Source organism: Paenibacillus sp. MCAF9 (assembly GCF_052114265.1).
In the GTDB taxonomy this organism is placed as follows: domain Bacteria; phylum Bacillota; class Bacilli; order Paenibacillales; family Paenibacillaceae; genus Pristimantibacillus.
Genome location: NZ_JBFREL010000002.1, coordinates 1 through 20,851, shown reverse-complemented (window position 1 = coordinate 20,851; position 20,851 = coordinate 1). Strand labels below are relative to the sequence as shown.

At 47.1% G+C, this 20,851-nt stretch carries 6 protein-coding genes and 1 rRNA gene; 6 read left to right on the top strand and 1 reads right to left on the bottom strand.

The features are described 5' to 3' along the window. Nucleotides 1-222 precede the first annotated feature (222 nt). From AB4Z45_RS03070 to AB4Z45_RS03055, 4 genes are all read left to right on the top strand, one after another. Nucleotides 223-2,052: a histidine kinase N-terminal 7TM domain-containing protein gene (locus AB4Z45_RS03070; RefSeq protein ID WP_441907867.1), complete on the top strand. Its 1,830-nt coding sequence runs from the start codon at nt 223-225 to the stop codon at nt 2,050-2,052. Then, nucleotides 2,033-3,184: a response regulator gene (locus tag AB4Z45_RS03065; RefSeq protein WP_441907866.1), complete on the top strand. Its 1,152-nt coding sequence runs from the start codon at nt 2,033-2,035 to the stop codon at nt 3,182-3,184. Before AB4Z45_RS03070 ends, AB4Z45_RS03065 begins: the two co-directional genes overlap by 20 nt. A gap of 199 nt (nt 3,185-3,383) precedes the next feature. After that, nucleotides 3,384-17,126: an S-layer homology domain-containing protein gene (locus tag AB4Z45_RS03060; protein ID WP_441907865.1), complete on the top strand. Its 13,743-nt coding sequence runs from the start codon at nt 3,384-3,386 to the stop codon at nt 17,124-17,126. A gap of 228 nt (nt 17,127-17,354) precedes the next feature. Then, the gene (locus tag AB4Z45_RS03055) at nt 17,355-18,266 is read left to right on the top strand and encodes an ornithine carbamoyltransferase (protein ID WP_441907864.1); all 912 of its coding nucleotides are present in this window, start codon (nt 17,355-17,357) and stop codon (nt 18,264-18,266) included. Between the two features lie 69 nt (nt 18,267-18,335). Here the strand turns inward: AB4Z45_RS03055 and AB4Z45_RS03050 are convergent, their stop codons facing one another. Continuing rightward, nucleotides 18,336-18,899 carry a guanylate kinase gene (locus AB4Z45_RS03050; RefSeq protein ID WP_441907863.1) on the bottom strand — a complete coding sequence of 188 codons (564 nt, stop codon included), beginning with the start codon at nt 18,897-18,899 and terminating at the stop codon, nt 18,336-18,338. A gap of 97 nt (nt 18,900-18,996) precedes the next feature. Between AB4Z45_RS03050 and AB4Z45_RS03045 the strand changes: the two genes are divergently transcribed. Together AB4Z45_RS03045 and AB4Z45_RS03040 are read left to right on the top strand one after the other, a co-directional pair. Beyond that, nucleotides 18,997-20,316: an anti-phage deoxyguanosine triphosphatase gene (locus AB4Z45_RS03045; RefSeq protein WP_441907862.1), complete on the top strand. Its 1,320-nt coding sequence runs from the start codon at nt 18,997-18,999 to the stop codon at nt 20,314-20,316. Between the two features lie 394 nt (nt 20,317-20,710). Continuing rightward, a 16S ribosomal RNA gene (locus AB4Z45_RS03040) occupies nt 20,711-20,851 on the top strand; the annotation flags it as partial.

Below are 20,851 nucleotides of genomic sequence, written 5' to 3'. Positions count from 1 at the left end.
AATGTATCGGGCAGCCTATTTTGCGTAATATGCTGTTGAAAACTTGGACGTAGTCAACGAGCTCTTTGCGGATGGGCTGCTGGAGGTTATCGGAATAAACGGCTGCATGTTAGGTATTATTTTTGCTGTCGTAAGCTTGAAGAGGGTTGGCTTTAGGCTTCACAAGGAATTTGAGGAACTTTGTCGAATGATAGACGAATCGAAAAAAAGGGAGGCATCGTCATGGACACAAGACAATGGATGTCAATATTGCTGTGCTTTGCGACCGCTGTAATGCTGTTCGTGGCGTTCCTCTCCTACCGGAAACGTCATTTGCAGATGGCGAGGACCATGATTTACATGATGACAGCGGCGTCCTTTTACGCTCTAGGCTACACCTTTGAAATTTTTAGCGACAGCTTAAGCGGTGTGAAGTTTTCTCTTCAGGTCGAGTACATCGGCATCCCCTTTGTCTCTGCATTTTGGCTGCTGCTCGTTATCCAGTTCACAGGACTTGCGCCTCGCTACCGGAAGCAGCTTGCGGTCTTGCTGTTTCTCGTCCCGACTGCGACTTTCCTCCTCCATCTCACTAACGATTGGCATCATCTTATTTACAAAGAATACGTCTTGAACACAATCAAGACGGTTCCTTTGTACAATACGGTGAAGGGACCGTGGTATTCCGTACATGCGATCTACAATTATACGATTCTGCTTCTCGGCATTTTGTTGTTTATTCCCATGTATTTGCGGGCATTGCCAATCGTGCGGACACAGATCGTCGTCCTTATTTTGGGCGCGGCCGCTCCTATGCTGTTTAATATCGCCTACATGTTCAGCAAAGTTATTGATTTCACGCCGCTTGGTTTCGCTGTATCGGGCGTTGTTTATGCTTGGGGCATTTTCCGGTTTAGGCTGCTTCGTCTAACACCGCTTGCATATGCCAAAATGTTCGATACGATCCGCGACGGTGTTGTCCTGCTCGATTATGAGGATCAAATTGTGAACCACAATCGCGCGGCAGAAGAGGTATTCCCTGAGCTTGGCTCGGCAAAAAGTTTTCCTGCGTTCATCAAGGACTTGCTGCCAGACTGCCCAGAGCTGCTCGAGCGAATTGCCGCAACGGAATTCCGAGATGATCGGTTTTCGCTTCAGCGCTTGCAAAGCGATCGGCAAAGGTATTATATTTGCAGCTTGTCTTATATTTATGATACAGGTGTGACGCCTATCGGGAAAATGTTGATGCTCAGCGATATTACGGAGCTGAAGGAGAACGAGGAGAGACTGCGCGAGAAGTCTGAACGATTGTCTCGGCTGAACGCCTTCAAGGACAAGCTGTTCACCGTAATGGCTCACGATATCCGTGATCCGATCGCGCTGCTTGTCAGCTTGACCGAGCTGCTGGGCGATGAGCCGGGCGACACTGACATCGCGAATGCTGAAGTGTTTCAAGAGATCAGAAGGCAAGTACGCGGTACCTATTATCTCGTTGATAATTTGCTCGACTGGTATCGCAGTCAGAATGGGGAAGTGGCGTTTCGACCGCTCACGTGGAATTTGCAGCAGGTCGTTCGCCAAGCCATCTCGTTAGCCGGAGCAAGGGCTGGCATGAAGAACATCAGTATCTCAGAGCATATCGACGAGAGGCTAACCGTGAACGCGGATAAAGAAATGCTCGATCTCATTTTCCGAAATTTGCTTTCAAATGCGATAAAGTACACGGACATTGGCGGGGAAATTGCGATAAATGCATCTATCGATCGGGACCAGGTGACGGTGACTGTACGCGATAATGGGAGCGGGATAGACGAGGATACAGCACAACTGCTGCATCATGATGAACTGTTTTTCAAGGAGCCTGGATTTGCCAGTGGAGAAGATGGTGGAGAGATGAGGTTTGGTCTCGTATTAACTCGAGAATTTCTTCGCATGCATGGCGGCAGTCTTAGGTTCGATAGCTTGCCTGGCGTAGGTACAACATTCTTTTTTACGTTGTCCGGCTCATCGAGTCGCGGCGGTACGATGGAAAGGGAAGGAACGGCGGTGATAGCTGATGAAAGTTATATTGATTGACGATGAGCCCGTCATGCACTTAATCATGCGGAAGATGCTTGTGAAATATGCTGAGCTTCAGGTGACGGGAACGTTTTTGAATACGGATGCTGCGGCTGCCTTTCTGAGCGAAAATCCCGACGTCGAGCTGGCGTTCGTGGATATCTCTATGCCGGGTGATAGCGGACTTACATTCGCCGCAAGGCTGGACGAAGCAGGCTGTAAGACACAAATCGTGTTCGTCACCTCGCATAAGGATTATGCGCTAGAAGCTTATGAGTTGTCCGTGCTCGATTATTTGGTGAAGCCGGTGACTCAGGAGCGGCTGGAGCGGACGATTAACCGGGCACTGGAGAGCAGAAAAATCGTTCAACCGCTGCAGCAAGCAGATACTGCGATTCGGGGTATGAGCCGTGTTAGCGTTGCCACGCTGGGCGACTTTTTTGTACGCAATGAATCAGGACGTGTAAAGTGGATTTCCAGCAAGAGTGCTGAGCTCTTTGCCTACTTGCTGCTGAATCGGGGCAGACGAATTTCCCGCTCCCGTCTGGTTGCAGATATATTCGCCGGTATGGCGAGCATGAATGCCGAAAAATATTTAAATACAACCGTGTACCAGCTGCGTAAATCATTGGAGCCAATAGGGCTCCGGGAAGCTATTCGTTCTGAGAATGACGGTTATGCGCTGGAACTGGACGATGCAGTTATTGACTACGTTGAATTTGAGCGTCAAACGGAAAATCTGGGAAGTATCGACGCGGGCAACGTGGAAGAAGCACTTATCGTTGAAAGGCTCTATACGGGTGATTTGTTCGGCAGCAAAGCTTACGTATGGGCAATTCATGAGACAGATCGGCTGTCAGAGCGGTATGCTTCTTTTGTCAAAAATGCAGCAGAGACGCTGCTCACCCTGTCGAACACGGCTGCGGCGTCGAAGCTTCTTCTGAAGCTGCATGCCCGTAATCCGCTTGAAGAATCGGTGGTCGAGCTGCTGATGAAGAAGCATGGACTGGACGGGGATAAGAAAGGGTTAACCGCACAATACACCGACTATGTGAGGCTTCTAAAGCGGGAACTGGGCATTCGTCCATCCCAAGAGCTGCTTATGCTGTATGATTCTCTTGTCAGCGGACTTTCCGAAGTAGGAAAATAAATATTTTGAACAGGTTGCAAAAACCGCGAAGCCTTGATGCTGCGCGGTTTTTGTCGTTTTACGCGAAAATCTTTTATTATTCTTTCATCGCAGCCTATTAGACTTAAGCTTAAGTGCTGTTAACGTTGCCGAACTTGGGCTCTATCAAATACAGAGTAAGCTCTCAAGCCAATTGGCAGAGATGGAAGGGGAAATCATTGTGAGGAAACAAAAAGTTAGAATGTTAAGGAGCCTGCTGCTCAAGTGGATGATGATCACTAGCTTAGTTGTCGGTCTTGTGGCTCCCGGCATAGGCAATGCGAGCGGACAAGCCTTTGCGGCATCTGCAATTCCGGCTAAAGTGCCTGCCGCATTCTCAGATCTAGCGGGCCACTGGGCGGAGAAGACCGTCAAGGAGTGGGCAGGTCAAGGTTTAATTGAGGGTTTTCAGGACGGAACCTTCAGGCCGAATCAAGCCTTAAGCCGGATTGAATACGTAACGCTGGTCAACCGGCTATTCGCTTTCAAAGGGGCGGGGACTAAGCAGTTCACGGACGTCGCTCCGACCGCTTGGTATGCAGTGCAAGTGCAAGCAGCCGCGGAAGCAGGGTACATCGAAGGCTATGGCAATGGAACATTTCGGCCAGAGCAGAAGCTAAGCCGGGTAGAAGCAGCTGTTGTGCTTTCGCGCCTTGTGCCTGTAATAGGCAAAGACGGGGCTAGCCTGCTCAGCGAGTTTAAGGATCAGGCCAGCATTCCGGGTTACGGACGCGATGCATTGGAAGCCATTGTTGAAGCGGGCTACATTAGCGGGCTTGCGGACGGCACGCTTCGGCCGGTTCAGCCGATGACAAGGGCGGAAGCCGTCATGATGCTCGATAGAGTGCTGAAGCAATCAACTAGATCGGCAGACGGATTAACCGTTAGCGCAAAGGTTCTTGAAACAGGCGGCACATGGGGCAAGGCGCAAGGGAACTTTGAAGTCGCCGGCGACTTGACCATTCAGGCTCCAGGCACAACTCTTCGCAATGTAACGATTAAGGGAAATCTCATTATTGGGAAAGAAGTCGGCGAAGGAGATGTGTTTCTCAAAGGTGTGAAAGTGCTTGGCAGCACGTTTGTAAAAGGCGGCGGGCAGCACAGCATACATATTGATGATTCGCAGCTAGCAACTGTCATCGTCGACAAAGCAGATGGACGAGTTAGGGTTGTTGTCGGTGGAACAACGATTATAAGACAGTTGGATGTACAATCGGAGGCAAATATTGAATCTCCGGTATCGGAAGGCAGCGGGATAGAGGGAATTACGATCTCTTCTTCCGGCGAAGTTATTTTGTCCGGCAAGTTTAAGCAAGTCGAGGTTAAGAGCGATGTGCAGTTAACCATTGCTTCTGGATCTGTAGAGAAATTAACCGTTAGTGAGCAGGTTAAGACATCAACCATTTCACTTTCGGAAGGCGTCAACGTTAGCAGCATGGAACTGCATGGGCCAGCGAATGTGAAAGGCAAAGGAATGATTGAGAAAGCAATTGTCGACGCTCTGGGAGTTGTTTTTGAGAAGGAGCCTGCTCAAAAAGAAGTAACCGAGAAAGGTGGCCTAATTGGAGGTGGAGCATCCGGAGGAACTGGTTCGCCGGGCGGGCCAACGAGCCCAACTAATACACCTAAACCAACCGATACACCCAAACCAACAGAAACGCCAAGACCAACGGATCCGGTTGATGTAACAGTAACCGCGACTGCGGGTCAAGCAGGAGTGACGGGATTCAGACTCGCGTTCAGCTCGCTAGTACCGGGGCTCGCCGCAACACATCTGACGTTGAAAAACGCTGTGAATGGAAACATTACCATTGCATCAGTGGCTACGCTTAACGGAGGAAGTTCTTACTTTATTACAGCAGCTCTCACGGAGGGCGAGTCTTATAAGCTGACGATAGCTAAGGCTGGGTTTCAGTTTGGATCTGAGATTTTATTTCAAGTTCCGAAAACTGAGCAGCCTGCCATTTCGGTTGCAGCATCCGTATATGGGTCCAGCAAAACGGGGTTCTCGTTGCTGCTGAGTCCGTCGGTTGTTGGATTGACGCAAGCTGAATTTACACTCAAGCACGGCAGCGAAAGTGTCGCAATAGGTTCCGTAACCGAGCGGACGGGAGGCAGCGCTTATGATTTCTCAGCGTCACTTGCCGAGGGCGAAACGTATTCGCTTACGGTTGCCAAGGAAGGGTATCATTTCGGCAACGGGGTATCGATATTCGTGCCGATTACTGATCCAGAGGTTATATCAGTAGTCGCCTCAATATCTGGCGCAAGTACAGCTGGCTTTACAATGAAGCTGGATACTCCTGTCGCGGGGCTGACAGAGGATCATTTGTCATTAGCCTTAAATGATCTGGGCACTGAGATTGGAGTGTCGGAGGTCACTACTGATGATGACGGTAGAACTTATGCTGTCAAAGCGGAAATGGCCGAAGGCGAGACATACTCACTAACGATACGGAAAGCTGGATACAGCTTTGGCGCGGCGCTTATCGTTGCGGTTGCTCCTTCCAGCAACATCCCTGTCCATGCGGCGGTTAGCCGCATCTCGACATCCGGCTTCATGCTGGAGCTCGATCGTACCGTTCCAGCTATCGATGCTCTAAGCTTTATTTTAAAGAATGCTGCTGGAGCGGACATAGGCATTAATATGCTAAGCGCGGTATCTATCGGCAAAGAGTATGAAGTGTATTCCTCCCTAACGAAAGGCGAGACGTATACCTTATTGCTAAATAAAGAAGGTTATGTTTTTGGCAGCGAAGTTGTCTTAAAGGTAGAACCTTCCCTAATTCCATCAAGTGTAGGCTGGGTCAATCGTCTAGGCTTTCAGCTGAATTTCCCAAACGACACGGTTGATTTGGCTAAGGCCTTGATCACAATAGAGGATGGAAACGGCAAATCGCTTGCTGTCTCTTCTGTCCAAATGAACGTGGATGGTCATTCGGCTATCCTATCAACCGATTTAATGGCTGCTGGGAGCTATCGGTATAGAATTGATGTGGATGATGACCGCTATACGGTCGGTACGCTTATCGTTCCAGAGAAGATAGCCGTGTCAAAACAAACGGCGTTTGATACGTCCAATGCAGGAATTATCGTGCACTTCAGCGTACCTGTTCCAGGATTAACCGCAGCAGCGTTTTCTCTAGCGAATACAAACGGTGATCAAATTGCAATAGACAGTGTATCTACTCTGGATAATGGCAGAAGTTATTTCGTTAAATCGGCGGCCATGCAGTATCAACCCTTAACACTAAAAATAAGCAGTGAGGGTTATGACTTCGGAAACACTGTAAACGTTGTTCGAACAACAATTAACCCATGGTATATAGGCGTTGGTCCGAATAATGTCATGGTTGGGCTTAACCCGAATATAGCGGGTTTGACCGCCAATGATTTCAAGGTCATGGATGCGCTCGGGAATGCGGTGGCCATAACGAATGTCGTGTGGGACCCTCAGCAAAGATTTTATGTTGTCTCTTATAACGGATTGAGAGGAAAACCATATTTTATTAGCGTTGTACGTGAGGGCTTCGACTTTGGTTTGCCAAAATCGGTTACGCTTGCGGAGAAGAACACGATAACTGACATTTCCTATACTGGATTCACCTTTGTTCTTAATCCTCCTGCTTCTATTGATGCGGTCAACGGCTTTGTTCTCAAGCGGGCCGACGGAAGCAGCATAAAACTCCGCTCTGCAGTGACAAGCGACGGCGGTTGGAGTTATCGGATTGCTGCTGATCTGACTCCTGGTGATTACGTACTGAAGGTCAGTGCGACAATGGATCAGACGATTTATAACATTCATGTTCCGGTCGTTACTACCATTTCGGCGGATCAGATTGTCGATTCGGGACTTCGGGTTAAGCTTAGCTATGCCATTGCGGGGTTATTGCCCGGTCAGTTTCTTCTAACTCGCAAGAGTACAGGAGAGCGGGTAACGGTACAAGACGCTGTGACATTGGATGGCGGTCTTACCTACAGGCTGAAGGCTGAATTGCTTGGCGGCAGCTATAACCTGAGTCTTCCCGGTCATCTTCCATCGCAAGGGATCGACTTTGAAGCGGGAGAAACAATCAACGCGGGGAAAGCGACCATTAGCAAAATAGCCATAAATGGCTTTGATCTGACATTTGAACAAGCGGTTCCTGGATTACTGCCGGCTCATATTCAACTGACAGATAATCAGGGCAATGGGGTTAGCGGACTGGCGCTGACAACCGCCAATGGAGGATTATCCTATCGCGTCAGTGCAAATCTGATCAGTGGTCGTGACTATACGGTTTCCTTCCGCAAGGATTACGTGAAGTTTGACGGGCCGGCAACGTTCTACGTCAATCAATTGGTCACCGGGGTTATTACTGATGTCTCCAAAGACGGGGCAGTAGCTGTTACTTTCTCTACTCCTCTAAGGCAAATAGAGTACGGGCAGGGTCTTGCGGTGAAAGATGAACAGGGCAAACGCTATCACCCAAAAACGCTCGTCATGTCTGCCGATGGAATGAGCTTTGAGATGTCTTTTGGCGGTACGTTTGCTTTGACACGCGGACAAACATACGCCTTTGATATTGAGGTGGAGGGTTATTCGTTCAGCCACCTGGCCTTTACCGTGCCTTCCGAAGCCAACGTTGCCGGATTTTCTGCTTCGGGTGTTACCGTGCATTTTGACATTCCGGTTATCGGACTTGGGAAGAAAAATTTCGTCATTCGGGGAGCTCAAGGGGAAACGATAAACTTAGCTTCTGCGAACACAACGGATTTCGGAAGCAGCTATGTATTGGAAGCAGCGCTGATTCCTAGTAAATCGTATACCGTTCTGGTAAAGCCGGATTTGGCTTATCAACGTTACGAGCCGGTATCCTTTGTGTTTACCAAGCTCATTACCGCTTCTGTATCCGAGATGAAGAAGGATAGCTTCAAACTAAGCTTTAGCGAAAAGGTTGCTGATTTGAAGCCAGCCGACATTATTTTGCGAAAACCAGACGGTCAGCAAATTCCGTACACGGAATACTCTTTATCAACAAAAGATCAGGGTTTAACTTATATGGTGGCGATTAAGGCCGTGACTGGTGAAAAATATTCGCTTGAGCTAATCCGAAGTGAATTTACGCTAGCGTCGCCGATCACGGTGGATATTCCCGTAATAGGCTCACTTCAATTAAGAGGTACGACGGCAACGAAGATTTATGTCGATGTTTACCCGATTATTTCAGATTTGACAGGGGACAGCTTTAAGCTGACAGACAGCAAAGGCCGGCCGATCGGATTTACGCTTCATTACGAAGGAGGCGCATCCTATTCTCTCATTGGCAATTTTAATGTATCCGAGACATATAGCCTGGTCATCACTTATCCGGGATATGACTTTGGAAACCCGTTGATCGTTGGGCTGAAGGTTCGTGCCGATGCGATACTGTTACGCCAATCGCAGCAGGGATTCACCATTTATTTCTTCCCTTCGATTCCGAATCTTCAAGCCGCAGACGTGAAGGTTAAAGATAATAACGGAAATACAGTCGCTATCGAATCCATCCAGACGAGTGATGACGGAGCAAGCTATACTATTACGGTTCCTTTAAAAGGAGGAATCACCTATACCGCTATTGTAGAGAAAGAGGGCTACATGTTCCCTACGCTCGACAAGATTACACTGAACTCGAGATCCATTTCGGCCGTGCAAGCAACGGCTTCGAGAGTCACACTGCACTTTAAGGAACAAACGATGATAAATACTTCGGATATTCATATAGTGGATGAGAACGGGGTAAACGTTGCGATTCGCACAAACGTGTCAAACGATGGAGGCTATTCGTATGAGCTAGGCGTCGCAATCGTTCCTGATAAGGCCTATTCGGTGTTTATCTCAAAAATGGGATACGACTATGGTGATCCGCTAGCTTTCTCCATTCGCTCTGTAGGCGTTCGTTTTGGCGGGATGATTAGCGGGAACAATCAAGCTTTTATATTGCATTTAGATCAGCCAGTTCCTCATTTGCGAATAAGTGACTTCCAACTAAAACGTGTGGAGGGCGGTACAAAGGCAATTACCTCCGCAACCACGAGTGATGGGGGAAATAGTTACCTTATTGAAGCTGAGTTTTGGGGAGCGGAGCAGTATACAATCACCGCTGCCAAAGCCGGGTATGATTTTGGAAGCCCGATTGTGGTTGACGTTCCAATCATAGCAAATGCCGCAGTGCTAAGTTCAGGCGCATCGGAAATTGTCATTGGCCTTAGCCCTGCTGTACCAGGTTTGAATATAAGTCATGTGGCTATCACGGACGAGGAGGGCATCCGGCTTACTGCAGCTTCGGTCATTACGGATGATGGCGGACTAACCTATCGAATTAAAGCTTCTTATAAAGGAGGCAAAACTTACTCTTTTGCGCTAAGCAAGAGCGGGTATGATTTTGGACAAGCGTTGTCGGCTTTGCTTCCAAGTGCAATTTCTGGGACGGTGGAAGGTGCAACTGAGTCGGGTCTTGTCGTCTCTGTTGCACCGGGACTAAGCGGGCTATCTGCGAGCAGCTTCACGCTAAAGGATGCCGAGGGAAAATTGGTAGTTATTAAAGCAGCAGCAACAAATAACGGTGGAAGAACGTACACATTATCCGCAGCGCTTGAAGGCGGGAAAACATACAAACTGATCATAACAGCAGCAGGATATGATTTTGGAGCGGCATTGAACGCTTTTGTGCCCGTACCAGTAAATCCAACTCTATCAAGTGTCAGTAAGGATGGGTTTAACGTGCTGCTTGATTCGGCTGTTCCGGGCTTGCGTGCAAGTGACTTTAGCTTGCGTAATAGTCAAGGTGCTGCGATTGCCATCGCCTCTATTACAGCCGAGAACGCTGGTATCGAATATGCGGTACATGTCTCACTCGAAGAGGGAGCGGCTTACAGTCTGACTTTAACGAAGAGCGGCTACGCATTCAGCAGCGGTCTTCCGGTTCTTGTTCCAGCTGCGCCTATACCGGAAGCGCAGGTGCCGATTCGTTTGACAGCAAGCCATATTACAACTAACGGTTTCACATTGGAAGTAAGCAAAGCAGTCCGTAATATGGATCGCACATGGCTTACACTGCTTGATGACCAGGGACGAGGAATTGGATTCCAGCTTGTAAATCCGAACGGGAACAGTCCAGATGCGCCAGATGCAGGACGAATCTACAACATCATTACTCCGTTGTCAGCAGGTGTGAATTACAAGCTGATTGCTCAAATACCGGATCGTGTGGTGGAAGGACCGCTGGATGTTTATGTTCCGATGACGGAATATCCGAAAAGTTTAGCTGCTGCTAGAAACGGCTTGACGGTCACTTTCGTTGGAGCGGGTCCAAAAGATTTGCAGCCGGAAGATGTGAAGCTCTTGTCAAAAGACGGGACAGAGGTCACAGTCACCGGAGTGACAGCGGGTGCAGAGACAGGGTCGTTCTTAATTAAAGCGAATGTGGTCGAAGGGCAAACGTACACCGTAGCTTTTAGCAAGCAAGGCTATATCTTTGCTGGGCAGGAAAAATTAAATGCCGCTTATGTGCCGATTGTTATCTCTGTATCGCTTGTAAGAGTGAATGAAAATGGATTTAATCTGCTCCTTAGTGCTCCGATAGAAAATTTGAATATCGAAATGCACAATGGCAGCGCAGTCTGGTATCGTCCAACCTCTGTTTCAACGCCGGACTTTGGGCAAACCTACTTTATTAGTGAATATATCGGATACAATAAGGAGTTTAAGCTTCGTCTGAGCAAGGACGGGCATGACTTTGGAGGGGATACGATCATCAGCAACGTGAGCACACCTCCCGAGCTGATCGATGCAGTGTCGAGTGAAAACGGAAAAGCCATTACCCTGACCTTTGATAAGCCGCTTGCTGCTGTTAATTCGGGGTCAACGTTTTCTGTGAAAATTAACAACCAATGGCAAAGCGGGGTTATGACAAGACTGACCTCCGATGCAACGAAAATCGAGTTGACTTGGAGCAGCAGCGGAGCGGTTATCAGTTCGACATCTACGATAGCCGTCGCTTATAGCGGCATCAACCGGGTCAAAGCAGTTAATCAGACGTATTTGGCCACTTTTGGAGAATTTCAGGTAGCTAATGTCGCTACGCTGGATGGTTTCCTGCAAAGCCATTCCACCCAGTACGATGCTGTTTACCCTGTGCATGTACTGCGGGTTGATTATGGCAAGACTGCGTTAGAGTCATTAAGACTGCTCCGGCAAGCTGGATTTACCCCAGCGAACTACGCAAAAGCGGTCAAGAAAGAATATGGTTTGGATTGGAGTGCGTTCATCCGCCTATTATACGAAATAGATACAGATGCGCCTACGTTGTTTCAGGCTTTAAGCGCGTCGGGCTATATTTCCAACTATGTCAATCTGATACCGGATTTTGTGACAGCTGGTTATGAAGCTGAAGACATTGCACTGCCGCTTCGTAATCTTGGCTATCAGCCTCGAGATATAATGGCGTCGTTTAAGCTAGCCGGAGTAACAACTGCTTCATCCGCCTTTGTTCTGCGCTATACCTATGCGGAAACTGGCGGAAACGCCGCTGTGGCATTGAAGCTAGGCAAGTACAGTATTAGCGAGATTAGAGATGCTGTTCAATCCGTTTACGGCTTAACGAACGAGAGCACCATCGAAGCTTTGGCTGCTGCGAAATTCACGGCAGCAGAATCAGCAGTTGTCATTAAAGAAGCTTATGCCGCTTCTAGTGTAGATAATGCGAAACTGCTTGGCCGTGCTGGTTATCCTGCTGCCAATATAGGAATTGCGCTGCGTGATCTGTATTCGTTCAGCGACGTCAACGAGGCTGTTCTGACTTACTTGGGAGCAGGCATTGAGACTGGACAAGCTTACGTTATCTTAAAAAGCACCTTCGATAAGCAACAAACAGCTTCAGCTATGCTGGCGGCAGGTGTTACTGCTGCCCAGGTCGCCAAAGGTATTCAAGCCTCCGGGGATGGTGCAACCGTCATCGTTGGCGCAATGAAGAGGGGATCATATGAGATCGGTGATATCGCCAGCGCTGTACTCGGCGCATGGGGTTCCGAAGCGGCTGGCCTAAGTGAGGCTATGAGAGGGTTTACGGATCATGGTTATGACATGGAAAGCAAGGCGCAATTGCTTCGAGAAAGCTTCGGGGCTGATATCGCAACGACCATCAGCGTGCTGTATCCGGGAGTGAAGGGCGACCAAAGAAAGACGATGCTGTTGTCATTAATCCGCGCTGGTTATGAGCCTGCGGAGCTTACGGTTTATATTCTGAATAATCGAATGGCCAGCAGCCGTTCGGAAGCTCTGACGCTGCTGAGGCAGTCGGGTATGTCAACCGCGCAGGGATTAAGCACAATTCGAAATGCCGTCATTCGCGGAGGCGCGTCCTTCACGATGGAGGATGCGGTGGAAGTTATCTTCCGCAGCTATGACCGCTTCGAAGCTGGAGATGTATTACATGCGCTTCGAACGACTTTTGCAAGTGATGAAACGGTGAGTACGGATGCCACTACTCTGGCCCGTTCGCTCACAAGCATCAAAGGCTGGGAGAAGTTAGCCATCGGTCAAGCTCTAAAAGCTCAGTTAGGCTTGACGCTGCAGCAGTGGGTAGAGCTTGAAAGGACTAACGCATTCGATTATTTTAAATGTCCTTGCAGTGTATCAACGGTTGTAAAGGACTCTCAATATTTGTTCCCGGGAACGTCAATACAGGAAGCGACAGTGGCGATGAGCCTCTCTAGTTTCTATACGCTGGATGACATTATTGAAGGAACAATTAATCTCTACCCTACTGGCGGAGTTCGTGCGAAAGGGTTGCCGTATTTGACCGCAGCGCTGAAAAACTCAGGTTATAAATTTGCGGAAATTGCACAGGCATTTGAAACGCGTGGCTGGACGGAATGGATTGGTGCTTTCAGCAAACAAGGCATAGCCGCTAGTGAGGTTGCTGCCTATCTGAACCAACGGACCGAACCGCTGACGATAGGGCAAGTCATCACACGCCTTGCTCCATACTCGGTAAGGGATATTGCTTTAGTGCTTAGAACGGAATACGGCTTGCCATCGTCAGAGGCGTCTGCGCTTCTGCTTGCCAGCTATTCGTCGGAAGAAGTAGGTACTGCCATCGCTTCCGCATATGGCGGAGACCCTATGACGATTTGGATCAAAGTGCTGAAGGAGCAAGGCGCAACGGCCATTTCTGTCATTAATACGCTGGGTGCGCTGTATCCGTCATATTTTGACTCAGGCAAGGTTGGACCGGCACTGATTAAGGGTGGATATTCGAAAGAAGAAGTGATGGAAGGACTTCTCATCCACACCCGAAGAATGGGTAATATGAAATCGACCATAGCGATTCTGCAGTCTTTGTACGGACAAGAGCAAGTGACGATTGCTGGTCTGCTTGACGCTTCGTCCAGCAAGGAGCCTAAGGACGGTATTGCATTTCTTAGAATGAGCGGTTATACCTTATCCGTTGTTGCTCGCAGCTTGAAAGATTATTATCAGCTTACCTCCAGCGAAGCTTCATTCTTGCTGGCAAAAGAATATCCTAACGACATCGACGATATTCTGCTTGGTCTCGCTTCCTTATACGGTCAAGGACTTGATGAAACAGTTGCAGGCGCGTTGGAGCAGCAAGGCATCACGACCTTTGGTGAAGCGGTTAATTACCTGTACGTCACGGGTTTCCCGATGAAAGATATCGTGAGCGTTGGCAAAAACCATTTTGGCCAATCGGCTGGGGTGATCGCGCTTCGCTTGTCAACGGTATACTTGTCGTCAAGCAATGTGCTCATCCAGGCAGTAGCTTCAGCTTTTAATCAATCCGTTGAGTTAACGATGTATCAGCGGCAGGCAGCAGAAGGATCAGAATCCTTTGCCAGTGGAATTGAACTTGCATATAAGGCGCAATTCAGCTTAGTTTCGATCGTGAAGATGGCAAAGGATGGTTATGGTATTTCATCGGGTGCAGCTCTTCAAGCACTGCTGGATACTGGTCGGTATCGCCAGAGCGACGTGCTTTCTGCTATATCGAATGTTTACGGCAGCTCACAAAACGCAAGCATTGTTGATTCTTTAGAGGCTCAGCACCTGGTGACATTAAAGGATGCAATACCTTATCTGACAAAGATGAGATTCAGCCTCCGGGATATGATTCAGGTAGGAAAAGATTATTACAAGCTCGATTCCTCTAAAGCGGTACAAGCCTTAATGGATGGTGCAGTCGATGAGGAGAGTCGGATTTTGGCGGAAGTTTCTGCTGTTTACGGTTTAGCGTTAGAGCAGGTTACGATTCAGGCCATGATCGATCTGGGCATCGGAAAGTTGGCGGATGCGATTCCACAGCTTAAGCTCAGCTACAGCTTGCGGGATATTATCCGCATTTCCAAGGATTATTACCATATGACTGCTGGCGAGACACTAGCCATTCTTTCCGAAACAAACGGATATTCATTTAATGAGCTAGTTGCAACTGTATTTGAAGTTTACGGTAAACCGATTGAGGAAAGCTTATCCAGCCTGCTTAAGAAGAGCAAAATCTATACGCTGGAGGAAGCTGTTCCACTCCTTCGGGGCATGGGCTATACGCTCCATGATATTGTGGGTGCTGCCAAGGATTATTTTGGATTTGCAGCAGACAAAACGATAACGGTCCTAACCGCTCTCCAAGTAGACAACGAGAAGGTTATTGAAGTGACAGTAGCTGCCGTTTATGGGCAGTCATCAGAGTCTACGGCGCTGCAGTATCTAGAAGAAGGGGGAATCACGGACGCAGCAGCGGCCATTTCTTACTTGTGGAATTCAGGCGTTCCGATGATAGATATCGTACGCGTAGTTAAAGGCTTTTACGGCAAGACAGCCGGCGAAACCGCAGCATTGCTAATTGGCAGTGAGCTGTTCGAGCTGAACGTCATTCTGAGCAGCGTAAATGCAGTATACGGACAAGCGGTGAACGGCGCTTTAATCGAAGTAATTAAAGCAGGTGGAGCAACATCAGCTGAAGCTATGGCGGATCAGCTCTTGCATGCAGGTTACCGCATGGAGGACATCGTTAAGGCGAGCAAGGAGCAATACGGCAAGACGAGAGAAGAGGCGCTTGCGATTCTTCAGGGACTTGCTGTTTATCAAGAAGCAGCCATTCAATCAACGCTTAATAAAGTGTACGGAGAAGCTTTTACTCCGGTGAGCATTATTAAGGATGTCCTTAAGTTGAAAGGTGTTACGACGCCACAAGGAGCGATTGTGTTCTTGCGGGATGCCGGCTATGAGATTAAGGAAATTGTCCAATATCTTAGGTTTGACTATAAACTCGACTCAGGTGCAGTTACAGAGTTGCTCTCTCCCTATTATCCGGGGGAGGTAATTGGACTTGCTATAGTGGGTGTTTATTACACCAACACAAACCTAAGGGTATTGGAAGACATTTTCCCGGCAACCACCGCATTTGTACCACTCAATGTTGTGCGGTTTATGAAAGCCAAATTCACTGTCGCCGATATCGTACTCGCTATGAAGCTGTTATTTCAAATGGATGCAGCAACGATAATGGAAACTATTCCGGAAACTTTGATTCCGCAGGATCAGGTACGGATGGCCGCAGGTGAAGTATTCGGCGGCAATCCGCTAATTGCTTACCTCGCCCGTATGAAGTCAGGAGGTACGGACGCCGCCGGGATTGCTACCGAGCTTGAACGGCAAAACCTGCTTGGTCCTGATCGTTCCGGATATTTGATCGACACGTTATTGACGCTTGGTTTTGATCGAGCCAGCATTATCCGTGCTTTCTATATGTTCTTCACAGCTGGCAGAGGGACGGCAACAACAATCGAGGAGCAATCGGCGCTGTTCGTCAAGCTGGGGTATTTGAAAGCGGGAGACATCATTGACGTGCTGAGACAGAACGGGTACGTAAACAGTACCAGCTATGCTTACCGCGTATTCACAACCGTCAAGATGACTTTTCCGAACGTTTCTATGGTCGATATTGCGAAGGAAATGAAAAGTCGCGGTTATGACGGTAGAGAAATTTTGAACACGCTGAATCGGTATGACGCGCGAGAAGATTCGATCTTTACGCTTCTGAAGGAGTATGGTTATAACGCAGAAGAGGCGCTGCGGTACATGAAAGAGCGGACGCTCGAAAATAAACTATATTGGCTGCATAAAAACGGATACGCTGTCGGTGAATACTTAAGATACACCTTCAATTGGGATAACGACACGATTTCTATTTTGAAGCAGCTCGGCATACCTTCCGCCGATCTCTCGAAGGCTTTGCATAGCAATGGCTACAGTCTTTATTCTATTTCCAAGTTCTTGTACGACGGAGGATTCAAGGAAATTGCTGAGCTTACTAGAGCGCTGCTGGCGGTAAACGCCCACGTACAATGGGTTCCTTACAACCTGCTTGAGCTCGGTCACTGGTCGCTTAAGGAGATAGCCAAGGGGATGCTTGACTCTGGGCTGATCACTCTCGTAGAGCTTAGCGATGCCATACGGATGGCTAACAACAACAACTTGGACGAGACGTATCTGATTATTAAGGAGATATCGACACGTGAGCAGCAAGCTTTTTACGATGATCTGTCCAGTGCGGAACGCATGCTGCTCAGCAATAATGAAATTGCCATTATCGTTACTTTGACGACTCTTCGAGGCGATAGAGTAAGGATAGGTGAGGCGACTAAGCTAATGCGAAACACAGAGAGAGTAGACTATAAGGACTCCGTCATTATGACAGCTCTTTCTGGATACAATGTCCTCGATGCTCTTGATGCGGTATGGGATGTTTATCGCTTTGAAATTGGTGTTGCTATTCTTAAGACGATGATCGGTCAGACTTGTACGAAGGTACTTACGGAATTCAAGGATTACTACAGGCTGGGAAATCTGGTTTACAAGATCGTATCAAGAGTGATGAAATAATTTATTTAACCATTGAAGCAGAATTTCGCTATTGCTAAAGCACCCTGTCAAAGCCATTTTTTATATGGCTAGATAGGGTGTTTTTTCTTATGGTTTAGTTTCGCCGCTAACGTAATTAATTCTACTCGAAGAATAGTCTATTTTTCCTTTAGTTGACAAAATCTATCCTTCACCTTAAATTGAATATTAATACATTATATGGTATAAATATTCACGAGAGGTGAAATCATGACTCATTTATTATCACTAAGAGAATACGACGCGGACACCATTCACTCCATTATCAGGCAAGGAATCGAGATAAAGAACAGCCCAGAACGCTATTACCACGCAGCAGAGCGTAAAGGTCTTCTTATGCTTTTTCAGAAAACTTCTACTCGTACGAATCTATCGTTTCAATCCGGGATTAACCAAATGGGCGGATACTCAGTCGTTATGGATTGGGATTCCAGCAACTTCAGCATTTCCCCTATCCAGTATGAAGCGCAGTATGCATCAAGAAATTGTGATGTGATTATGGCGAGATTAAAGAAACATTCCGATTTGCTCGAATTAGCCAAGTACTCCAAGGTTCCTGTCATTAATGGCTGCTGCGACAAATACCATCCTTGCCAAGCGCTAGCGGACTTGATGACCATCTATGAGGTCGCAGGTACGTTTACGGGAATAACGCTTACGTACGTTGGCATTCATAACAATGTTGCCAATTCTTTGGTCGCAGGCTGTATGGCGGTGGGAATCAAGCTGCTGCTGGTTACTCCGATCATTAACGAGCCCTCGTGGGATGAGGAGCTTATGCAAAAGGCTTTTCAAAGTGGATTTGTTGAAAAGGTTATTGATTTGCCTAGTGCGGCAGCTAGATCTGATTTTATATATACGGACACATGGATCGATATGGAGTTTTATGCGGAGAGCCATTACCAAGATGAGAAAAATCAAAGAATGGAAATGATGCTTCCTTTTCAATTGAATAGAAGCAATCTTGCTGGTCACTCCCCCTACTTAATGCATGACATGCCTATCCATCCGGGCTTCGAGATAGAGGAGGATTTAGTGGAGTCGGAGCGTTCCATCATCTATCAGCAAGCCGAGAACAGGATGCATGTTCAAAAAGCTTTGCTTTTGCACTTACTTAAATAAAGTTATCAAAAAAGCTCATCCACGCATACTAAGCGCAGTTGAGCTTTTGATTGTTTTTTTGGGATAATCTCAAAATGAACCATGAGCAGCTATGATCTCTCTGACCTGCGTCATTGTATCATTAAAGCGGGTGTCATCATGGTTCCATATGACCACATCAGCATGCTGCATATACTCGCTCTTTAGTTCAATCTCCTCCGCGCGTTGCACCCTTTTGGCGATTTCCTCAGGCATTCCGCCTCTTATTGCCAATCTTCTCTTAATGGATTCAACATCCGCACCTACATAGATCGCGATCACATGATCATACCGCTTCTTTAAAGCGAGTACGCCAGCAAGGTCCATTACAATATGAGCATTCCTATTTTGATCGAATACTTCTTCAATGCTGGATTTTAGTGTACCGTAATAATGCTCGTTGTATCGTGTCCATTCAATAAAGGCATCTGCACGAATGCGATTTTCAAACTGGCTCGTTTCCATAAAAATATAATGAATCCCGTCTGACTCATTCGGCCTCGGGAGTCTGGTTGTTGAAGTAATAATCTTTTGAAAGCCGCTAAGGGTCAGCTCTTTCTGGATTTCGGATTTACCTGAAGCGGAAGGGCCATAAAATGCGAATATTTTCCCCAAACGAAGCTCTCCTTTATGAATTGTTCATCGATCTCTTCTAATAAAGACCATATATTGTTAAAATGTTTCTAAATGACAATGAGCTGGGAGCGAGCCTATGATTCTCTATAAACATTCTTCAAATTCATTTTATAATGATACGGATATTCAGAGGCATATTAATATAGAAAATGCGAAGCAAAGAATTTCAGTTCGGGATGACTTTGAACGTGATTTTGGCAGAATCATTCATTCAGCAGCGTTCCGTCGCTTACAGTCCAAGACGCAAGTCATTGGAATCAGCGAAGGAGATTTTCATCGAACAAGGCTTACGCATTCCCTTGAAGTATCTCAAATTGCAAGAGGAATTGCCACAACCCTAAATGAAAAAAACAATATTTTCAAAGAAACGGAGAGTAAAATAGATATTTCTCTTATTGAGGCAGCTGCTTTAGCTCATGATTTGGGGCACCCGCCATTCGGGCACCAAGGCGAACGTGCATTGAATAAATGCATGAGCGCATTCGAGCTTAACTTTGAGGGGAATGCGCATACGTTCAGGCTTTTGACGAATACGACTAGCCATGGGGACATGGAAACGGGCCTTGATTTAACAAGAGCTGTTTTATTGTCCATTTTGAAATATCCAGCCAGCATGAAGCAAGTTAATAATCCCGAGATCACGGGCAAACCGCCTAAATGCAGTGTTTTTGAAGAGGACGAGCATGTATTTCGGTGGGTGATTGAGAGCTTTTCGCCTGAAGAGAAGGCTTACTTCATGCAAGTTTCCGACTTGCAGGCTGGCAAGCATAAGAAGACTTTAAATAAAACGTTTGAATGCTCCATAATTGAGCTCGCAGACGATATTGCTTACGCAACCTATGATTTAGAGGATGCCTTCAAGCTTAATATGATCAAAATAGATGATCTATGTGAGGTAGCAAATAAGCATAAGCATATTTCATCCGCTAGAATTGCAGAGTCTTTACGGGTTTTTATGGAGAACAGCGGGGAGCGGCATAAACAGACGAAGCGTTTTTTTGCTGATTTGGTTTCTGGATTTATACATGAGATTACGGTTATTGAGACCCAGCCTGCATTCTCCTCCAACCGGTTGCGCTATAAGGCAGTAATTACTGAGGATGCTATGGAGCTGCTGGAGGATTTGAAGAAGCTGGTCGAAACGCATGTGATCTTCTCACAGAAGGTTCAAACCTTTGAATGGCGCGGCGGCAAAATAATTGAAAAGCTCTTCGATGCGATGTTCAATGATCCAAACCTGCTTCCAGAAGATAAAAAGCTAAGCTGGCATGCAGCTGATGATCGGATGAATGCTAGATTGGTTTGCGATTACATTGCTGGAATGACAGATACCTATGCATTAAAAATGTATTCTCGTTTATATGAAGCTGCTGGAGGCAGGTTGTTTGATATTTAATTTGAGTGGTTATGAGCACATGTTCAATTAGTTCTTATCTATTAAGTGCTAGGCTGCAACAGCTGTACGCAAGCACATTCTTCTAATGAAGGGATGTGCTTGTATGGTATGAATAAAGGCACATTCTAATAGAAGAAGAGCAAGACTATAGAACATAAATCTAGCAATATTTAAAGTTTATAAACTATTTTCAAAAAAAAACTTGCATTACTAGACGAGTACATGGTATATTCTATTTCTGGCCGAGAGACACACGCGGACAGCAAGCAAAACAAGCATGACAAACGAAAGAAAAGATTGCTCTTTGAAAACTGAACAACGAGTAATAACTGCCCTTACGATTCTAACGAATCATGAGAAAAGCGATAAAAAAGTAATGAGCATTTCAAACACCAATTTGGAGAGTTTGATCCTGGCTCAGGACGAACGCTGGCGGCGTGCCTAATACATGCAAGTCGAGCGGACTAGCGTTTTCTTCGGAAAACGCCGGTTAGCGGCGGACGGGTGAGTAACACGTGGGTAACCTGCCTATAAG

Coding starts and splice junctions, on each gene's coding strand:
- AB4Z45_RS03070 (WP_441907867.1), top strand. CDS start 223: ATGGACACAAGACAATGGATGTCAATATTGCTGTGCTTTGCGACCGCT.
- AB4Z45_RS03065 (WP_441907866.1), top strand. CDS start 2,033: ATGAAAGTTATATTGATTGACGATGAGCCCGTCATGCACTTAATCATG.
- AB4Z45_RS03055 (WP_441907864.1), top strand. CDS start 17,355: ATGACTCATTTATTATCACTAAGAGAATACGACGCGGACACCATTCAC.
- AB4Z45_RS03045 (WP_441907862.1), top strand. CDS start 18,997: ATGATTCTCTATAAACATTCTTCAAATTCATTTTATAATGATACGGAT.